General features: G+C 36.3%; 11 protein-coding genes. 8 read left to right on the top strand and 3 right to left on the bottom strand.

The features are described 5' to 3' along the window. Positions 1-478 precede the first annotated feature (478 nt). The 7 genes from dapB (at position 479) to rplS (ending at position 11,865) form a co-directional block, all read left to right on the top strand. The gene (gene dapB / locus HBA_RS01040; protein ID WP_097032205.1) at positions 479-1,300 is read left to right on the top strand and encodes a 4-hydroxy-tetrahydrodipicolinate reductase; all 822 of its coding nucleotides are present in this window, start codon (positions 479-481) and stop codon (positions 1,298-1,300) included. 2,024 nt (positions 1,301-3,324) lie between these two features. Further along, positions 3,325-4,893 (top strand): glutamate--cysteine ligase, encoded by a 1,569-nt coding sequence (gshA, locus tag HBA_RS01035; protein ID WP_097032204.1) that lies wholly within the window; start codon positions 3,325-3,327, stop codon positions 4,891-4,893. A 3,458-nt stretch (positions 4,894-8,351) separates the two neighbouring features. Continuing rightward, positions 8,352-9,713: a signal recognition particle protein gene (ffh, locus tag HBA_RS01030; RefSeq protein WP_097032203.1), complete on the top strand. Its 1,362-nt coding sequence runs from the start codon at positions 8,352-8,354 to the stop codon at positions 9,711-9,713. A 118-nt stretch (positions 9,714-9,831) separates the two neighbouring features. Then, positions 9,832-10,074, top strand: coding sequence for a 30S ribosomal protein S16 (gene rpsP / locus HBA_RS01025; RefSeq protein ID WP_097032202.1), 243 nt, complete (start codon positions 9,832-9,834; stop codon positions 10,072-10,074). A gap of 23 nt (positions 10,075-10,097) precedes the next feature. Beyond that, entirely contained in the window at positions 10,098-10,655 is a 558-nt protein-coding gene (gene rimM, locus HBA_RS01020; protein ID WP_097032201.1) for a ribosome maturation factor RimM, read from the top strand. Between the two features lie 38 nt (positions 10,656-10,693). Then, positions 10,694-11,449: a tRNA (guanosine(37)-N1)-methyltransferase TrmD gene (gene trmD / locus HBA_RS01015; protein ID WP_097032609.1), complete on the top strand. Its 756-nt coding sequence runs from the start codon at positions 10,694-10,696 to the stop codon at positions 11,447-11,449. 68 nt (positions 11,450-11,517) lie between these two features. Further along, the gene (gene rplS / locus HBA_RS01010) at positions 11,518-11,865 is read left to right on the top strand and encodes a 50S ribosomal protein L19 (RefSeq protein ID WP_097032200.1); all 348 of its coding nucleotides are present in this window, start codon (positions 11,518-11,520) and stop codon (positions 11,863-11,865) included. 3,919 nt (positions 11,866-15,784) lie between these two features. Here rplS and HBA_RS03450 read toward each other — a convergent pair. Then, the gene (locus HBA_RS03450) at positions 15,785-15,934 is read right to left on the bottom strand and encodes a hypothetical protein (RefSeq protein WP_157774241.1); all 150 of its coding nucleotides are present in this window, start codon (positions 15,932-15,934) and stop codon (positions 15,785-15,787) included. A gap of 213 nt (positions 15,935-16,147) precedes the next feature. Between HBA_RS03450 and folA the strand changes: the two genes are divergently transcribed. Then, positions 16,148-16,687: a type 3 dihydrofolate reductase gene (gene folA, locus HBA_RS00995; protein ID WP_097032197.1), complete on the top strand. Its 540-nt coding sequence runs from the start codon at positions 16,148-16,150 to the stop codon at positions 16,685-16,687. Here folA and apaH read toward each other — a convergent pair. Together apaH and apaG are read right to left on the bottom strand one after the other, a co-directional pair. Further along, on the bottom strand, positions 16,677-17,525 hold the full coding sequence (apaH, locus tag HBA_RS00990) for a bis(5'-nucleosyl)-tetraphosphatase (symmetrical) ApaH (protein ID WP_097032196.1): 849 nt from the start codon (positions 17,523-17,525) through the stop codon (positions 16,677-16,679). The two genes, folA and apaH, sit on opposite strands and share 11 nt — an antisense overlap. A gap of 2 nt (positions 17,526-17,527) precedes the next feature. Continuing rightward, positions 17,528-17,905, bottom strand: a complete 378-nt coding sequence (apaG, locus tag HBA_RS00985; RefSeq protein WP_097032195.1) for a Co2+/Mg2+ efflux protein ApaG — start codon at positions 17,903-17,905, stop codon at positions 17,528-17,530. Positions 17,906-17,917 lie beyond the last annotated feature (12 nt).

The following is a 17,917-nucleotide window of genomic DNA, read 5'->3' as shown; positions in this document are numbered from 1 at the left end:
GAAACCTTACAGTTGGATAGGAATAGAGGCACAGCAACGCTGTAACGACACCTTAAGATCATCTTATTGATCGCTCATCAACTAAACTGCCGTACCGTTTACTTATTACAAATTAGATGGCCATGTAACATTTTGATCCACAAAAAAAGACGTTTCCGGCTTTAATAGACCTTAGTCTGATTACAACCCAGTTTAATGCAAAATATCTTATCGGACACACTAGAACAATAAAACGCCTTGATTCTAACTCTATCATATAAATTATCATACTCACTCAATGTAGTGACACTATACGCGATAGGCAAAGATTAAAAACGCACCTTACAAAGCCACGGTGCAAAAAAATCTGTTTGTTAGATAACATTACTTATTTTCTACTTATACTAAGTATAAAATTATTATGAAAGGATTTGCGATAGCAATAGCATACTGTCATAGCTAACACAAAATAACTTATAAAACAAAATTAGGAAGATATATGAAGAACACACAAATACGCATAGCGGTGACTGGCGCAGGAGGCCGAATGGGACGTCAAATTATCCAGGCGGTAACACAATCAAAACAAACAGTTTTGGGCGCAGCGTTAAGCCGAGATGATTCGGGATTGTGCGGGATAGACGCGGGTGATCTATCCGGCAACGGCTCACTAGGTGTAATAGTAAAAAGTGATCTAGCAGCAGTAAAAGATGATTTTGATATTCTCATCGATTTTACCCGTCCTGCAACCTGCCTAGAGTACCTAAAATTTTGCCAACAAAATAACAAAGGCATCGTTATCGGTACCACTGGGTTCAGCAATAAACAAAAAAATGCCATTAAAATAGCAGCACAAGAGACGGGCATTGTTTTAGCAGCTAACTTTAGCGTTGGTGTCAATCTCATGCTTAAAGTGTTGGAAAAAGTAGCGATGGTGATAGGAAAAGAGGCCGACATTGAAATTATAGAAGCTCATCACCGCCACAAAGTTGATGCCCCGTCAGGCACTGCGATTGCCATGGGGGAAATGATCGCTGGCATTCTTGGACGCAATCTTAATGATTGCGCAGTTTATAGCCGTAAGGAGCATATAAATGAGCGTAAAGAACAAAGCATTGGCTTTTCCACGGTGCGCGCAGGAGATATAGTGGGCGAACATACCGCAATGTTTGTCGAGATTGGTGAACGCCTCGAGATCACCCACAAGGCGACGAGCAGAATGACCTTCGCCCGCGGGGCGGTTAGGGCAGCTACTTGGCTTTCAAACCAGGGCAAAGGACTGTTTGATATGATCAACGTCTTAGACCTTAACAAATTATAAAGTATTTTTTTTTGATATTAGGTTTAATTTATTAAACCTAATAGTAAATTATTACGAATTAATTATAAAGTGATTTCTTTTTAATTCATATATATGGTTTTTAAATCTTAACGACCATGTGTGATCTTACATGTGAACTAGCGCTATACGGCACAAGCAACTTGATCCCTCTAAAGCATGACTAATAACATTCATTGCAATCTAGACGCCATTAAGATTGCGTGTAACTATTAAACCTGGTTTTTGTACTATTTTAATCTATTTATGCTATTTTCTTCTCCAAAGAGAAGATTAAAGCATAAAAAATCCTGTGTAGACGTATCTACACAGATTATTTTATAAATGTACATAATTTACCCAAAATATTTAAAAAACTATGAGAATATAATAGTTGAATATTCCTTTAAATTCTTTAATAAGAAGGCATAGTTAATTCTGAAAACTAAAAATTAATTTCACAATTAGACATTAAAATAGAGAAAAGACAGTCAGAGATGTAGGTTGAAATACGGAAGAAAAATTATTATTTAAAGTGAACTCTTTGATCGCTATAAATAATAATACTCGAAGAGCAAACACGAACTGTCAGATTATAAAAAGTGATTGAACGATTATCATTTAATCATATCAAAGGGAAACATTGCTCATCTTATCGATGTATGGGATTATAAATATAATCCTAATATATAATAAGATCAGCAATTTATATTCGGATATCAATGAAATCATCGTATAAAACCTGGCTAAGATGAGTCACTACGAACCAACGATCAAGAAAATGAAAATTCTTTAAGAGTCTTGTTGTTTATGCATATACATTAGTACATTAACATTTTACGACAACTATTTCCCCTTTTTATACGCTAGTTACTAACTAATATTTTATTTTAACTCTGTTGTATAACTTTAGTAAGTATAAAATAGCCTATTGCAATGCAAATCAAAAAAATATGACACAGCTATAACAAGAAATATTGCGTTCTGCATTTATTGATCATCAACAAACGTTGAGGTTGTCATGCATCAAGCACACGGGAGTTTTCTGAAGATTCTATTATAAATTTTAAGTCATAATCCCAACTTATTATAGCGAATAGATGCGATCTATTGAATGATTCATGACAATGCTGACGATTTTTCCTTGTCGTTCAAAATATAGGTTTCTTTTTATCCAGCGACTAATAACAGAATAATTGGTATCCATAGCTACAACATCATCTTTTATCCCCTTCGTCTGTCTCACCTAAGCAACTGTATAAGCAGCGTGTCACTATAAATCGCTAGATACATTTAATTCGAACAGAATCTGCAACAATGTTAAGGTATTGCGCTAAAGTTAACGCTGAATTTATAGATTTAGCTGAAAATCATGTACGAACATCATCAAGGATTAATCCTTGATATAGATCACCATATATGTGATACAGAACGGATGCACCGCAAAATCTAAAAACAAGCATTAACACTTGACTTGATGCAGTTCGATGAGAAAGAGGCTATTTAGTTACACGGATCGTCCTCATAGCATATAGCAAAAATAATCCTTAAGGATTATTCTTCGTGAATAAATCCTAATCAATTAGCGCGTAATACAATCGAAGTGTTGCATAACAATTTTGACAATAGCATTGTTAATCTGCCTCTTATTGACGTAATAAAGCGTAACCATGGTAAACGGCTGATATCTGTGAGCGCGAATAATAAAAAATAAGATGACATAGGTCATATTTTGCAATATCAAACTGCTACAATATTTTAATACCGTTATCAACGCTGATAATGTTAACTCACCCTAAACCTGATCAGCAAACTTTCTTACGCAAAGCAAAACTGGTCATGAAACTACATTCATCCTGTGTGGTTTTTCAAGGTCAATAACTTTGATATAATGTCCGCACAAATTGTTAATATAAAGTTCGTAAAGATTAGGACCTGCAGCGCAGGACATTAAACATCTCCAAATAGCATTAAAGAGCATAAACTATTAGGTTAGTACCCAACACTGTAAACTGCGTGAGGTTACTTTGATCCCAAATATATCACATGCACTTTCCTGGCTGGAAGACAACCCTCACGTACTAAAGGGAATTTGCCGCGGCGTCGAATATGAAGGGCTGCGCATCAATACCAATGGCAATTTGGCGCAGACCCCCCATCCTAAGTCGCTCGGTGCTGCGTTGACTCATAAGTGGATCACGACCGATTTTGCTGAGGCGTTAATGGAGTTTATTACTCCAGCAGACAATGATATGGACCATATGTTAACATTGTTGCGCGATATTTATCGTTATGTTGCCCGTCATCTGGTAAATGAACGTCTATGGCCGATGAGCATGCCGTGTTTTATTAATCACACCCAACACATCGAATTAGCGCAATACGGCAGTTCTAACATCGGGTTAATGAAAACATTGTATCGAGAGGGATTAAAAAATCGCTACAGCGCTATGATGCAAATCATAGCTGGCGTACATTACAATTTTTCCTTGCCGCTGCCATTCTGGCAAGCTTATACTGGCATTAAAGACGAAGTAAGTGGCAAAGAAGCTATTTCCGCTGGTTACCTGCAACTTATACGTAACTATCATCGATTCGGCTGGATTATTCCTTATTTATTTGGGGCTTCTCCAGGCATTTGCCCATCTTTTTTGAATGGTCGCAAGACCAAGCTACCGTTTAAATACACCCAATCGGGGCTTATGTACTTACCTTATGCGACCTCGTTGCGTTTGAGCGATTTAGGATACATTAATAAGTCACAAAATCAGTTGAGTATTACGTTTAATCGTTTAGATGAATATGTTAAAAATTTAAAACAGGCGAGCAAAACGCCATCCGTCGACTATAAACGTATGGGATTACAGAGAGATGGTCGTTATCTGCAACTGAATACTAACGTACTGCAAATCGAAAATGAATTATATACGCTTATAAGGCCTAAGCAGATGACACTAAATAATGAATCCCCGTCTGATGCATTAATACGCCGCGGCATTAAATATGTAGAAGTACGTTCTTTAGATATCAATCCTTTCTCGCCAGTTGGCATTGAAGAGGAACAGGCGCGTTTTTTGGATCTGTTCCTGATTTGGTGTACGCTAGCTGAAGCGCCAGCGATGAGCGCAGAGGAGCTCCTATATACTCGTAGCAATTGGAATCAAGTTATACTCGAAGGACGTAAACCCGGCTTGATGCTTGGTATTGGAATTAACTGTAGCTGTACTAAACAGCCTCTTAATATGCTCGGAAAATTATTGTTTCAGGATCTGCGTCGCGTAGCTAAAACGCTCGACCGCAATAATAATAACACTCACTATCAAAAAGTTTGCAATAAATTAGTAATATGCTTAGATTCTCCTGATCTTACGCTTTCATCCCGTTTTCTAGATCAATTAATAGAGCACGGTATTAGCCGACTAGGGCTAATGTTAAGCAACAATTATTACCAAAAGCTGCGTGATGAACCACTACAAGTGCTAAGTGAGGCACAACTTGATGCTGAGAAAATACGTTCCTGGCAAAGACAGCGTGCACTAGAAGCAGCAGATGAACTTAGTTTCAATGAATTTTTAGCGAGTCAAAACTGGCGTTAAAAAGTAATGGAATCTCTAGTTAAGATCCGTAACTGTGGTTAAACTCATATGTGTGTTGATAGGGATGTCGATAACAGATGCGCATCTTTTATTAATGATTACCCTTCGCGGTAGAAAAGGTTCTTTTACCTTAAAAAGAAAATATTTTCAAATAGAAGTAGCGTGTAATTTTTAGATCGCTTTATAGTATAAACTATACTATAGCGTCTGGGATTCATGTTGAGCAAATACATAATAACATATTACCTCATGATAGTGATACTATCACTGATTTTGTTCTGCTTTTCTGACGGCCTAATCTGGAAGTAATGCTATCATCAAGCATTTATACGTTGAGGTATGTATTAACGACTTTTATACACAATTATTTTAATGAATGATGCGTTAACATCTTATATAATCTCTGATTATCTGCCGGACATATATGTAAATAACCCTTATCAAACGCACTAAATAGAAGACTTGTTATTAATGCTGATAAGCTTGACAGCTAAGATGATATATGTGCGTAAAGTCAAGGACTAAAAGCATAGCGCGGAAATGATTACTATCATAAGGCACACATCAAACACTTTCATCGTCAACGGCATAAGAACATCGAGTAATATACTACACGGATGTTATATGTTTAATTAGGCTAGTAATATCTAATTTAGTTAGAAGTCAGCGAAATAGTTATCCGTTTTAAGTGCGGATATTATCCTGATAAACTATATAGTTAATCCAGACAGAATGACATAAGATTATCTTATGATATATTTTAACTAAATTAATAATAAATCATTACACGCCTCTACTTCTAGGGTCAGCACGAATTTGCATTGCGCAACCACTCGGTCAAACGACCAGTTTGAGTGGCGTGATTCTCTTCCGTATATGTCTTTCTTCAACGACTTGATTGGTATCATGTTTACTTCTTACTTTATCCTAGTTTTCTTACACATCTAGTATATAGATATAAATAATATTTTATCGATTAAAATAGCAAGACGATATGTGTAAAAATATTAACGACAGAAGAACTGCCAAATGCTTTTCTAATGATATACATCGTCTTGTTATGTGATGATTAATAAAACGACTTGTCTAACTCACGAATACTGTCCGCCTTAATTGTCTATTTATGTAGCAAATTTCTTTGATTTTTTTGATGTTAACCTTATGAGAAACAAGCTGATACTGATCGATCTGTAGTATTTTATGAAATATTTTGTTCGGTAAGGGTGCTGATAACCTATTTGCGTCACTCATTCTATTTTTTAACTCCTAAAAGCCGCTTTATCCATCAAGCTATAATTTCACCAGCTACTTTGTTATTTTTATGCTTTAAATAATCTACTATAACGACAGCGACTAGTTGGTATTCACTGCTAGTAAAAAACTTCTTTAGTTGCTATGTAGCGTCATGACGACGCACACTGCCAGAATATCTGAAGCGCTTGCGAGTAGCATGAAATCAGGACAAAGTCTAAAATACTTAGCTGCCGATGCTTGAATGTAAAAGAAATACAGCACTAACCGCCGGATAAACTTAGTACTATCTTATCCAGATACCCGTAAAACCGCCAGCCATATAAGAACAGGTTGCTAGGTAAATGCAAATTAGTTGGCATTAAAATAATGATTGAGAATTTTAGTTATAGACCGCTTTTATCCACTAAAAGACTAATTAATGGTGATTTTGACTCCGTGATTATAGGTTGCTATGAAAGCGATGATGCTGCCACTCATAAATACAATAATAGCTTTAATAGGTAAAAGTTTATCACTAAAACTGCATTTTTTAACGAGGCCAGCGCATTACGTTGATTTCCTCGATCATAACTAGGAAATAACTATCGAAATAAACATTAGAAGTTTAGAACAGCAATGTTTCAAAGATATAGCACTCTTTATTTATCTATCATCGAGTGATATTAAGTAAGGACAACATGAAAATCACAGTAATTTTTAAATTTTCTTTTCCATTTTAGAGTGAATTACCCCTTATTCATTAATATAAATTTAATTTATTTGAGGATTCATGAAAATTTTGTTACCGTCTCTTCCTTCCCATGAGAAATAAAATATGCTTAAAAAGCAACTAATATCCGAATGGCTGACGTTTATTGATTTTTGTACATCTTTATCAGTTTAATCTTAGTTGAAGATTCAGTGACACTATTTTGAATCTAAATATAGCCAAAAATTTTTAAGGTCATCTAGTAAAATGTGAAGTATAGGTATAATACCTAAGCTTTGATAACTCATTTTGTATACTATCTCTACCAATAATCAAGGTAAAATAGAGATGTGAAGATCCTGTTAAGATATATTATACACAACGCTTACCAGTACAAACGCAAACATATTGATTACATTAGTTCTAGCACCCAAAATATACATATTAAAGACTATGTATACTAGACATAGTAATAAATTACTAAACATGCTATAAATGCTTATTTTCTTTATCAGTGTTGAATGATAAAAATTTTTTTAGATTCTATTACTGATAGAAGTTAAACTAGAGTCCTGGCAATAAGATAATCAGCATTATGCACAAAACAACTGGTAGTTACGTGTTAGAACTATTATCATAACGCTATAGTTTTACTGTCAAACAACACCAGACGATAAAAGATGGTGCTGTTTTCTTTTTGGTAAAGAACATATGACGCATGAACATGAAAATACTAGTGGCGAGTGTAGGTGCCCAGTCGCCGGTATCAGCATCAATAGCACCATGCAGAAGATCTGCGTGATATAAAGTATTGTGTGTGTCAATACTTACAAATGACTTTACATAAGATAATAATTCAGATTATTAGTTTTAAATAGGCAATCAGACCAACTTAGTTAAAACGCATAGGGAGTATTAAGAACGATAATAAGCAATACATGGGGGAAATATCTCCTGGCTAATATTGACTATCAAATAGAGAATGCCTTCCGGTTGGTTTAATGCATATGTTTACGGGTATTAGACTAATAAATGCTCTGCTGGTGGATAGCTAAGCATACAAAATTGAGTAGCAAAACTAACCTAAATTGCGCGATATGAGCACCGTAATGAGGTGCATTTAATTAACAAGATGATAAATAGTCAAGTTCAAACAGCTCAATTAATAATCCTCATTATCACGTCATACTGGTTGCAGCCAGAAATAAGAACTTTTTATGCTCCTAGCATCGACAATGGCGTCTTGACGATATGACTAGCGAGCGCTTCTGCTGCGAAGCATAATCTTAGGCAACATCAGGTAACTTATTCATAAATAAAACAATAAAATCAAAACATTCAAAATACATTAATGTAATCGTATGGCGTAAATAAAAAGTAATCACACGCGTATTCAGTGCGCTAGGATTTAACTCCTTACAGTAAAAGAACCATTGATATTCCGGCATATGTTATACTATACTTGTAATAGGTATATTATTACAAGAAGAAAATACCATTTAGGTTAAATAACATAATGTTTGATAATTTATCTAAACGATTATCGCGCACGTTGTATGATATTAGCGGCAAAGGTCGCCTAACTGAAATGAATATCAATGATACCCTGCGCGAAGTACGCACTGCGCTGATGGAAGCAGATGTGGCGCTCCCTGCAGTGCAAGATTTCCTCAGCCGAGTCAAAGAACGCGCTCTGGGGAAGGAAATTAATAAAAATCTGAAGCCTGGGCAAGCACTCGTCAAAATCGTGCATACCGAACTAGTGAATGCCCTAGGTGAAAAAAATGACGATCTAAATCTGTCAGCACTGCCGCCGGTGGTTATTATGGTGGCTGGTCTGCAAGGAGCTGGGAAAACCACAAGTGTCGGCAAGCTAGGGAAATATCTGCACGATAAAAAAAAGAAAAAAGTACTAATGGTGTCTGCCGACGTTCATCGCCCAGCGGCCATCAAGCAACTTGAAACGTTAGCAAAAATGATAGGTATCGATTTTTTTCCGTCGTTTGATACGCAAAAACCGATCGATATCGTCAATCAAGCATTACATCAAGCTAAACTTAAATTTTATGATACCCTCCTAGTAGATACAGCTGGCCGCATGCATGTAGATGCAATAATGATGGCAGAACTTATCACTATTCATACTGCTATCCACCCCGTGGAAACACTACTTGTAGTAGACGCCATGACTGGGCAAGACGCCACTAATACCGTTAAAAAATTTAATGAAGCGATAACGCTAACTGGGTTTATCTTAACCAAGGTAGACGGAGATGCACGCGGTGGTGTGGCTCTTTCCATACGGCACATTACTGGAAAACCTATTAAATTCATGGGCTTAGGAGAAAGAATTGACACATTAGAGCCATTTTATCCCGATCGCATAGCTGGACGTATACTCGGCATGGGCGATATTTTATCTTTGATTGATGAAATAGAAAGCAAAGTCGAGTTTGCACAATCGGAAAAACTTGCCAGCAAACTGAAAAAAAACGACGGTTTTAATTTAAACGACTACTTGGATCAAATTAAGCTGATGCGCAATATGGGCGGCATAGCCAGTATGATGAATAAATTACCTGGAATAGTACAATTGCCAGATAACGTCAAATCGCAAATAAACGATAAAGTTCTGGTGCGCATAGAAGCTATCATTAATTCCATGACAGCTAAAGAACGCGTAACCCCGGATATTATTAAAGGATCGCGTAAACGCCGTATCGCCATTGGCTCAGGTATGCAGGTTCAGGATGTGAATCACGTACTAAAACAATTTGACAATATGCAGCGCATAATGAAGAAAATGAAAAAGAGCGGCATGGAAAACATAATGCGAAATATAAAGAGTATTATATCACCGGACTTCAACGGTTATTAATTAACTATTTAATTGCTTTTATCTTCAAACTAGTAAAAACCTTTGGTTTTTCATACGGCAACCGAAGAATCTACCCCCCTGATAGGGTCCAGTTGTTTTATTAACTAAAGAGGATGTGATGGTAACAATTCGTTTAGCACGTAGAGGAGCTAAAAAATGCCCTTTCTATCAAATTATAGTGACTGACAGCCGCAATCCTCGTGACGGTCGTTTTATCGAACGTATTGGCTTTTTCAACCCAGTTCCAAAGGGTCAGGCAGAAGATTTGCGTTTAAATATAGAGCGTGTTAAACATTGGGTTAACCAAGGCGCAACAATTTCTGATCGCGTATCAACGCTAATCAAAAATACACAAAAGTAGTCATACTGCTAAAAGGCGGTAAAATGAACAAACAATTCCGTATTGCAGCACAATCAAAACCGGCAGAATCAGTCATAGTTGGGAAGATGGGCGCAGTGTATGGCATTCGTGGATGGATCAGAGTGTATTCTTTTACCGAAAAATCCGAAAGTATTTTTAATTACCGACCTTGGTTTATCACAAAAGAAGATAAGTTACATTTAATCGAGCTTGAAAGTTGGAAGCGCCACAATCGGGACTGGATCATCAAAATAAGAAATATTAAGAATAGGAAAGAAGCAATACTTTTGACGAATTTCGAAATAATTATTGATGCATCGCAATTGCCACACCTCGACAACGGCGAATACTACTGGAAAGATCTCCTAGGATGCCAAATCGTTACAGTTAATGGTGATAAACTGGGTGAAGTTGTTGGTTTTATGGAAACTGGTTCTAACGATGCTATGGTAGTAAAAACTAACCAGAAAGATGCTTTTGGCATAAAAGAACTCTTGATTCCGTTCATCGATGGTCAAGTTATTAAAAATGTAGATCTCACAAACCACATAATTAACATTGACTGGAATCCGGGATTTTGATTCTGGATTTTAAAGGTAACAATATTGGAAATAACGAGATGTGGATTGGTGTTATCAGTATTTTTCCAAAGATGTTCCGCTCCATTTCCGATTACGGAGTAACCGGAAAGGCAGTAAAAAATGGTCTGCTTAATCTACAGTACTGGAATCCGCGGGCATTTACTCATGACCATCATTTTACCGTAGACGATCGGCCTTACGGAGGTGGTCCGGGTATGTTAATGATGGTACAACCCTTGCGGGATTCAATTTACGAAGCAAAGAATAAGATGGGCAAAGAGTCAAAGGTAATTTATCTTTCTCCTCAGGGTCGCAAGTTAGATCAGCAAGGAGTAAGCGAGCTGGTAGCTAATCCGAAGATGATTCTGGTATGTGGCCGTTATGAAGGTGTTGATGAGCGTTTAATAGAGACAGTGATTGATGAAGAATGGTCAATGGGCGATTATGTACTCAGCTGTGGTGAATTAGCAGCGATGGCGCTGATTGACTCAGTTTCCCGATTGATCCCGGGTGTGCTAGGACATGAACAGTCTGCTATGGAAGACTCCTTCGTCAAAAGGCTATTAGATCACCCACATTATACTAGACCTAAGGTTTTAGATGGTATGAAAGTGCCCCCAGTTCTTCTATCGGGTAATCATGCTAAAATTCGAAGATGGCGTTTAAAACAATCTTTAGGCAATACTTGGTTAAAAAGACCTGAACTTCTGGCAAGTTTAACACTTACTAACGAACAAGCAAAATTACTGACTGAATTTCAGCAAGAATATAAGACAACAAAACAAAATTATTAAGCAATCAGCTAGGTAGCTAATAAATTAATTCTATTAGTTTATAATGTAGTTTATAATGGCAAAATATCATGAGAAATATTATTCAGCAACTTGAACAAATACAAATGAAGCAGGAACCCCCTTTTTTTCGTCCAGGTGACTCAGTGGAAATTAAAGTGTGGGTTGTTGAAGGTAGTAAAAAACGTCTGCAAGCATTTGAGGGTGTAGTTATCGCCATTCGTAACCGCGGTTTGAACTCTGCATTCACTGTTCGTAAAATTTCCAGTGGCGAAGGTGTTGAACGAGTCTTCCAAACATATTCTCCAAATATTGATCACATTGTTATTAAACGTCGTGGCGCAGTACGTCAAGCGAAACTTTATTACCTGCGTAAACGTACGGGTAGGGCAGCGCGTATCAAAGAACGTCTTAACTAAGATACTGTTTATTCCTCATATAGACATCAATAGAAATAAAATAGTTACTAAATAACTAACCCTTGTATTTAAACCCTAACTTAAGCAAGTTTTGTCACATATACTTAACGTCACCTCCGCCTCATATTTTAGGAAGGTGTGCTATTATTGTGACACGTAGTGAGAACAAGCACGCTTTTTAAATAGCAAATTGCACTTACTTTAGCATTTTAAAATATAACAAATAGTTACGTTGCGATAAATTAGTTAATTACATTTTATATTATAATGAAAACTAAAATATATTCATCAAATATGAGTTCGTTACTTATATTTAGTACAGGGAAATCCACTACATACTAGCTACTTCACCTCACTATTTATATTAAAGTTCCTATTTTATATGATAGCAAATTTGATTTATGTGGCGTTAAAATCTCTAGCAAATCAGAGTAACCTGATGAGATCGTAGTCTCCTCCTGCAAACAAGTTGTTATTAATGAATGTCCATTTGATAAGATTTTATTATTAATACTATCCTCAAATACCAATTTTGTATTGAAGATATTATAAAACAGGAGTTTATTGTAGATAATATATCAATAATGACCTCATGTGCTATGTTACCCAACATTTACTGATATAAGGCAATCGTGTTATTACCTCAATATGTTATGAAAACAATATACAATATCAAAGATAGCCATAGCAATTTGGAGGTTATATAAAACACTTTAGCGGTTAACGCCAAGTGTAATAAGATCTATATTGCCTAGAATATAGATTTACGAGCTACTAAACATGGTACCACATCTAGATTAATCTCAAAAATTTTAGGTGTCAATAAGGTTGACACATACCAAACTTTACTGGATTGCGTAACCGTTAATTCAAGATGAATTAGATACGGTATTACAACAATATTTTTGCCTTCACATTTGCATAAGTCAGCTAACATCTGATAAATAACGATCGCTTTCTCTTGCATCGGTTAGCTAGCAAACCAAAACCTTTTTGCCATCGCAAATATGAATTTTAAGTTTGTTAATTTTGATAAATCTTAAGTGTATTATTTTATAGCCTAAAATTCAAACCATACCGAGATTAAAAACTATATTAACGACATTGTTCCTTGTTGTTATAAACAGAGATATCTCATACAAACGCCGTATAACAAAAATAAATAAACAATAAAACTCATTACTTAACATATAAGTAATATAAAATGAACATACCAATTCCTTTAGTTAGGTATGGTAGTTTTATTATAAAAATATAGTAGTTGGTATCTGCAGCTTAAAGAGCCGATTCACGCCCACTATTACCATACTATTGCTTAGCTATCTAACTACCATAGGTTATCTGCTAGCATTCTTCTTCCTTATCATCTTGGAACATAAAAGCAATATAGATATTGTACTACATACGGATATTAGTATATTTAGTTACTAACAAAACGCGATTAACATGTTCAATGATGCACCGGTGCTGCTTAATTAATTTTACCGATTCGATACAAAATAAATGTCAATGCAGTTTGCAATATCGCAAATATGCTAATAAGCGGTATGGTCACATTTCATCAATGACATAAAGCAGATCTAAATTTATTTCAGTAACTTACAGTTGTAAGTGCTATAAACAAATACACTGAATAGTAAAATTCAAAGCATCAACCAGTAGATACAAAGCTAACGTTTACACTGCGGATCAGAAAAAATAAATATTCATTTAGTAGTAAACCTAAGTTAGATATATTTTACTGAGATTTACTCATGTATAAAGTACCGGTGCTGTTTGTTTTTTAAAAAACACCCTGGTATGGTTTGTTGGTTAATAGTAGTCACTGAGGGTCTTTATCACCAAAAAAACTAGCTCTGTTAAGACACGCTATTATGTGCTAAGTTATTCTGATTTACTATGAAGTATAGTATGAGATGTTGTACTGCCAGTTAACAAATTTTAAAAGTGGCTACCGATCTTGATGTTAAAAATACGTGCTACCAAAGAATTCTTGGACCTAGAAAGGGAGATGTATACCGAAAGAAAAACATAAAGAAAAATGGCTATGCTCTTTTGTAGATAAGTAAAAGCGACAAATATCGTGTGGTACATGTGTAAACTACACTACTAAAATAAAACTTATAACTGAATATCACTTTATGGCATAGCTATGTTCATGAACAATACCCGTATTAATCAATATCAAGGTGATTGGTCCTCTATCAATGCATGTAGTAATAATTCGCAACACCAGAATTCACTGATTTTTGCTAATTGGCATTCCATGCCAGCCCCATTTAATGACGCAGATCCCATATTTTCGTTATTTCATACACTACTTGCTAAAGGCGCGGTCTTCGCCATGATGCACTGGTGCCCTTGATTATGGGATCATATATTAATAAATATCGTTATAAAGTTGCTTTTTACTTATACCAAAGCGCGAAAGAAACGAATCTTTTGCTTCAGGATTAAAAGCACTTTCAGTTTTCAACGCCTGTCCCTAGTGACACCGAAGCATAGTCTTTTAGCGTTATAAAAATGCTTAAAATATTTATCAATGTTGCTAACTTGTAATCCGCGGTACGACGATAGTATCGTCGTATAAGTAAGCTTTACCTGCAACACCTATGATTTTATCGGCTCATCATTTTAAGAGAATCCAGCACAAACAAATATCACTGAGTAGTGTACACTCAGGCAACATACGTATCAGTAAATTCAGCTATATATTACATACTGTCAATAACATATAGTTCACAACTAAAAATTATTCTGCTGTCATTTATCTTCTATAAGATACGTCAAACAAATGACTTAATGTTAGCAAATTCAATTAGGATCTATCTTATTATCGCGGCTAGTTATAGCAGTTGCCTTCCAGATAGTTATAGCGATTTGTTCCACAGCTTGTGTTGCTAGTTCAGGAAGAGCATTTTGCCAACTAGTAACAGCATGAAAAATAAGTTTCTTCGCTAATGATATAGCGCTCTAAATCTAACAAGGAAGGTATATCCTCGTGCTCGACGAGGATAAAAACTACAGCATGCTGCGGCTTAATAGCAGATATACATAACCTGTGGTGTTATTAAAATTCAAAAATAGATCTAGTTTTTAGCAGGCTTAGAATCTAATAACACCATTCGATCATAATATGCTTATTACAATATAACAATATTTGGTTTCTCATATTATACAACAACTATGGCAGTCTTTTATATTAAAGCAGTAGCATCTCTGATGGATATCTGCAATATCGTCTGCCACCGTAACTTATAATAGTACTTAACATTTTTCTTTGGGACACTTAAAAATACGTCATCAAACTCTCTTCTAGAATCTCACAAAAAAATTGCTACCAACGCTTTATTATTTTACTTGGTATTTTACAATTAATCTATTAATTTAAATTTTATTTTTATTATCGCGTTTCTACGCGGTGGGCTTAAGCTACATAAGTTGTTCTTTTAACGTCTGTATCTACCCAAGCACAAGATCCCTATACAGTGATAATATCCGGCAATAACCTAGGTAAAAAATAATGCCGTTTAAACAAAAATGGCACTACGCACTTTCTTTAATAATTCTCACAACAATTCCTCACCCGCTTTTACGTTCTAGTCAAAATTATAGCATAAGAAAGTTAGATATAAATTGTATTAATTGAGCACCCTGACGAAAGGTTAATTCGAACAACTAACTAGTTATACAGTAATATTTTATGTTAATCACAACTATACTGTACAATCAGTTAGTAAAGTTTTTATTCGTGTCATCTCTTGTTTTTAATGATTTTCAGTTACAGATTACCACTCCTTGACATAAAAATATTAATTAGCGTCTGATAAATAAAATGTACAGTACAATATCGCATATTCAAGACAAAATCAAAAAAAACGATAAATATAGTTAGATAGTTCATAATAGAGCCAGGATTCTAGCAATTGCGAATACTAACATTATCCAGCGCGATGCCTTGCGATATAGAACATATTGTATTTATAATATGGCGCTCAATCAGGAGGGCAAATGCATTATTGCGATGTTTTTTAATGGCGATGCTGCCACCAAAGTTATTTGAGCGCATTACATGCGCTAGCATTTTCTCTATTGCATCAATATCTAAATATGATAAAAATCATAAAATAACTTTATAACTGTTTCGTTTTAATTAATTAACGCTTATTACCGTAGCACTGTTACATGCTTTTAAAAGCATCACTTATTAAAAAAGAAGCTATCGACGCACAAATTTTCTTTTCGTATAATATCAGCAACTTTGTTGCCTGTGAGATTTTTTATGATCATTAGCTTAATTGCCGCTCTGGCAGTAGAGCGTGTAATTGGTATGAAAAACACCATTCCTTGGCATCTTTCCGCCGATCTAGCCTGGTTCAGGCGTAACACTCTTGATAAACCAATCATAATGGGTAGACGCACGTTTGAGTCTATTGGAAAGCCCCTGCCGGGAAGACACAATATTGTGCTAAGCAGCAATTTAGGCGATCAAGACGGCATAACCTGGGTGACAACGGCAACGCAGGCACTAATCGCGGCAGGTCCAGTGGCTGAAGTGATGGTGATCGGCGGATGTAAAGTTTACGAAACTTTTTTACCACAGTCCAGGCGGCTTTATCTTACCCATATTAATACAAAAGTAGATGGCGATACCTGGTTTCCCGACTATGAGCCGAATAATTGGAAATCTATATTAAGTGAATTCCATGAAGCTGATACGCGAAATATCCACAGCTACCATTTTGAAATATTAGAACGTCAAGGATTGACGTCAAACCTTAAAAGCAGCTTGCTACTAGCAAGCGTTGACTTCAAGCCATAATACATTTTTTAATGCTCACTTTGTTTTGATAGTTAGAAGGCACGTAGGTAAACACTCTATCTTGCCAGCGCAACAGAGTTAGTTTCCCACCCCAGCAACATCCAGTGTCGAGCCCATAAATATTTGATGGTGTTCCCTGCCCCATAAGCGAAGCCCAGTGGCCGAAGACGATACTGTAACACTCAGACACTAGACTAGGCAACATAAACCAGGGACGCAGCGGCGGTGGAGCTTTGTTCGGTATGTCCTTGCAAGACATGTCCAACTGTCCATTAGGTAAACAGTAGCGCATGCGGGTAAATACATTTGTACTAAATCGCAGACGTGCCAAATAGCTCAACTCCGAACTAAAGTAGTTCGGCATATCACCATACATTGCGTCAAGAAACAGTGGATAACTGTCACTCCTGAGTTCTGTTTCAACCTCCAACGCACATTGGCACGCCGTCGCGAGATCCCACTGCGGCGTGATACCAGCATGGACCATTAACAATTTTTTTTCCTCATCCACTTGTAGTACTGGCTGGCAGCGTAGCCAATTGATTAGTTCCTCAATATCCGGCGCTTTTAGAAGTGCCGTCATGCGATCTTTTGGCTCATTACGACTTATACCGGCATAGATTGACAATAAGCGTAGATCGTGATTGCCCAAAACCATACGTACGCTATCGCCCAAGCTACGTACTAGGCGTAAAACTTCTAGCGAATTAGGACCGCGAGCGACTAGATCTCCAGTCAGCCATAAAGTGTCCGCGACCGGATTAAACTGAACTTGACCCAATATTATTTTAAGCTCGTCAAAACAGCCGTGAATATCACCAATTAAATAAATTGACATAGTTAATTTATAAGAGAAGGAATCGCTAAGCGGAAAACCGGGATCGCAACTTGAAACCCTTGTCCCTGATAATTGACCATATTATAATAACCCTGCATGGTACCAAGTGGAGTTTCTAACACCGCACCACTGGTGTATTGAAACTCGCCTCTGGGAAGAATGCATGGCTTCTCGCCCAACACACCTTCACCTTGAACTTCGATTTCCTGGCCGTTGGCATTGGTTATACGCCAGTAACGCCCTAGTAACTGCACGGAATACCGTCCTAAATTACGCAACCTAATGGTATAAGCAAAAACGTAACGTTTCTTTTCTGGTTGAGATTGTGTCTCTATGTACATGCTCTGAACCTGAACGCAGATACGAGGCGAGTTAATCATTAAAGCACTCCT

This window comes from Sodalis endosymbiont of Henestaris halophilus, from assembly GCF_900161835.1.
Lineage (GTDB): Bacteria > Pseudomonadota > Gammaproteobacteria > Enterobacterales > Enterobacteriaceae.
The sequence above is the reverse complement of the archived record's forward strand: the minus strand, read 5'-3'. Positions and strand labels throughout refer to the sequence as shown.

What these genes read in the sequence shown, in the direction of transcription:
- dapB (WP_097032205.1), top strand. Translation starts at nt 479, where the DNA reads ATGAAGAACACACAAATACGCATAGCGGTGACTGGCGCAGGAGGCCGA.
- ffh (WP_097032203.1), top strand. Translation starts at nt 8,352, where the DNA reads ATGTTTGATAATTTATCTAAACGATTATCGCGCACGTTGTATGATATT.
- rpsP (WP_097032202.1), top strand. Translation starts at nt 9,832, where the DNA reads ATGGTAACAATTCGTTTAGCACGTAGAGGAGCTAAAAAATGCCCTTTC.
- rimM (WP_097032201.1), top strand. Translation starts at nt 10,098, where the DNA reads ATGAACAAACAATTCCGTATTGCAGCACAATCAAAACCGGCAGAATCA.
- trmD (WP_097032609.1), top strand. Translation starts at nt 10,694, where the DNA reads ATGTGGATTGGTGTTATCAGTATTTTTCCAAAGATGTTCCGCTCCATT.
- rplS (WP_097032200.1), top strand. Translation starts at nt 11,518, where the DNA reads ATGAGAAATATTATTCAGCAACTTGAACAAATACAAATGAAGCAGGAA.
- HBA_RS03450 (WP_157774241.1), bottom strand. Translation starts at nt 15,934, where the DNA reads ATGCGCTCAAATAACTTTGGTGGCAGCATCGCCATTAAAAAACATCGC.
- folA (WP_097032197.1), top strand. Translation starts at nt 16,148, where the DNA reads ATGATCATTAGCTTAATTGCCGCTCTGGCAGTAGAGCGTGTAATTGGT.
- apaH (WP_097032196.1), bottom strand. Translation starts at nt 17,525, where the DNA reads ATGTCAATTTATTTAATTGGTGATATTCACGGCTGTTTTGACGAGCTT.
- apaG (WP_097032195.1), bottom strand. Translation starts at nt 17,905, where the DNA reads ATGATTAACTCGCCTCGTATCTGCGTTCAGGTTCAGAGCATGTACATA.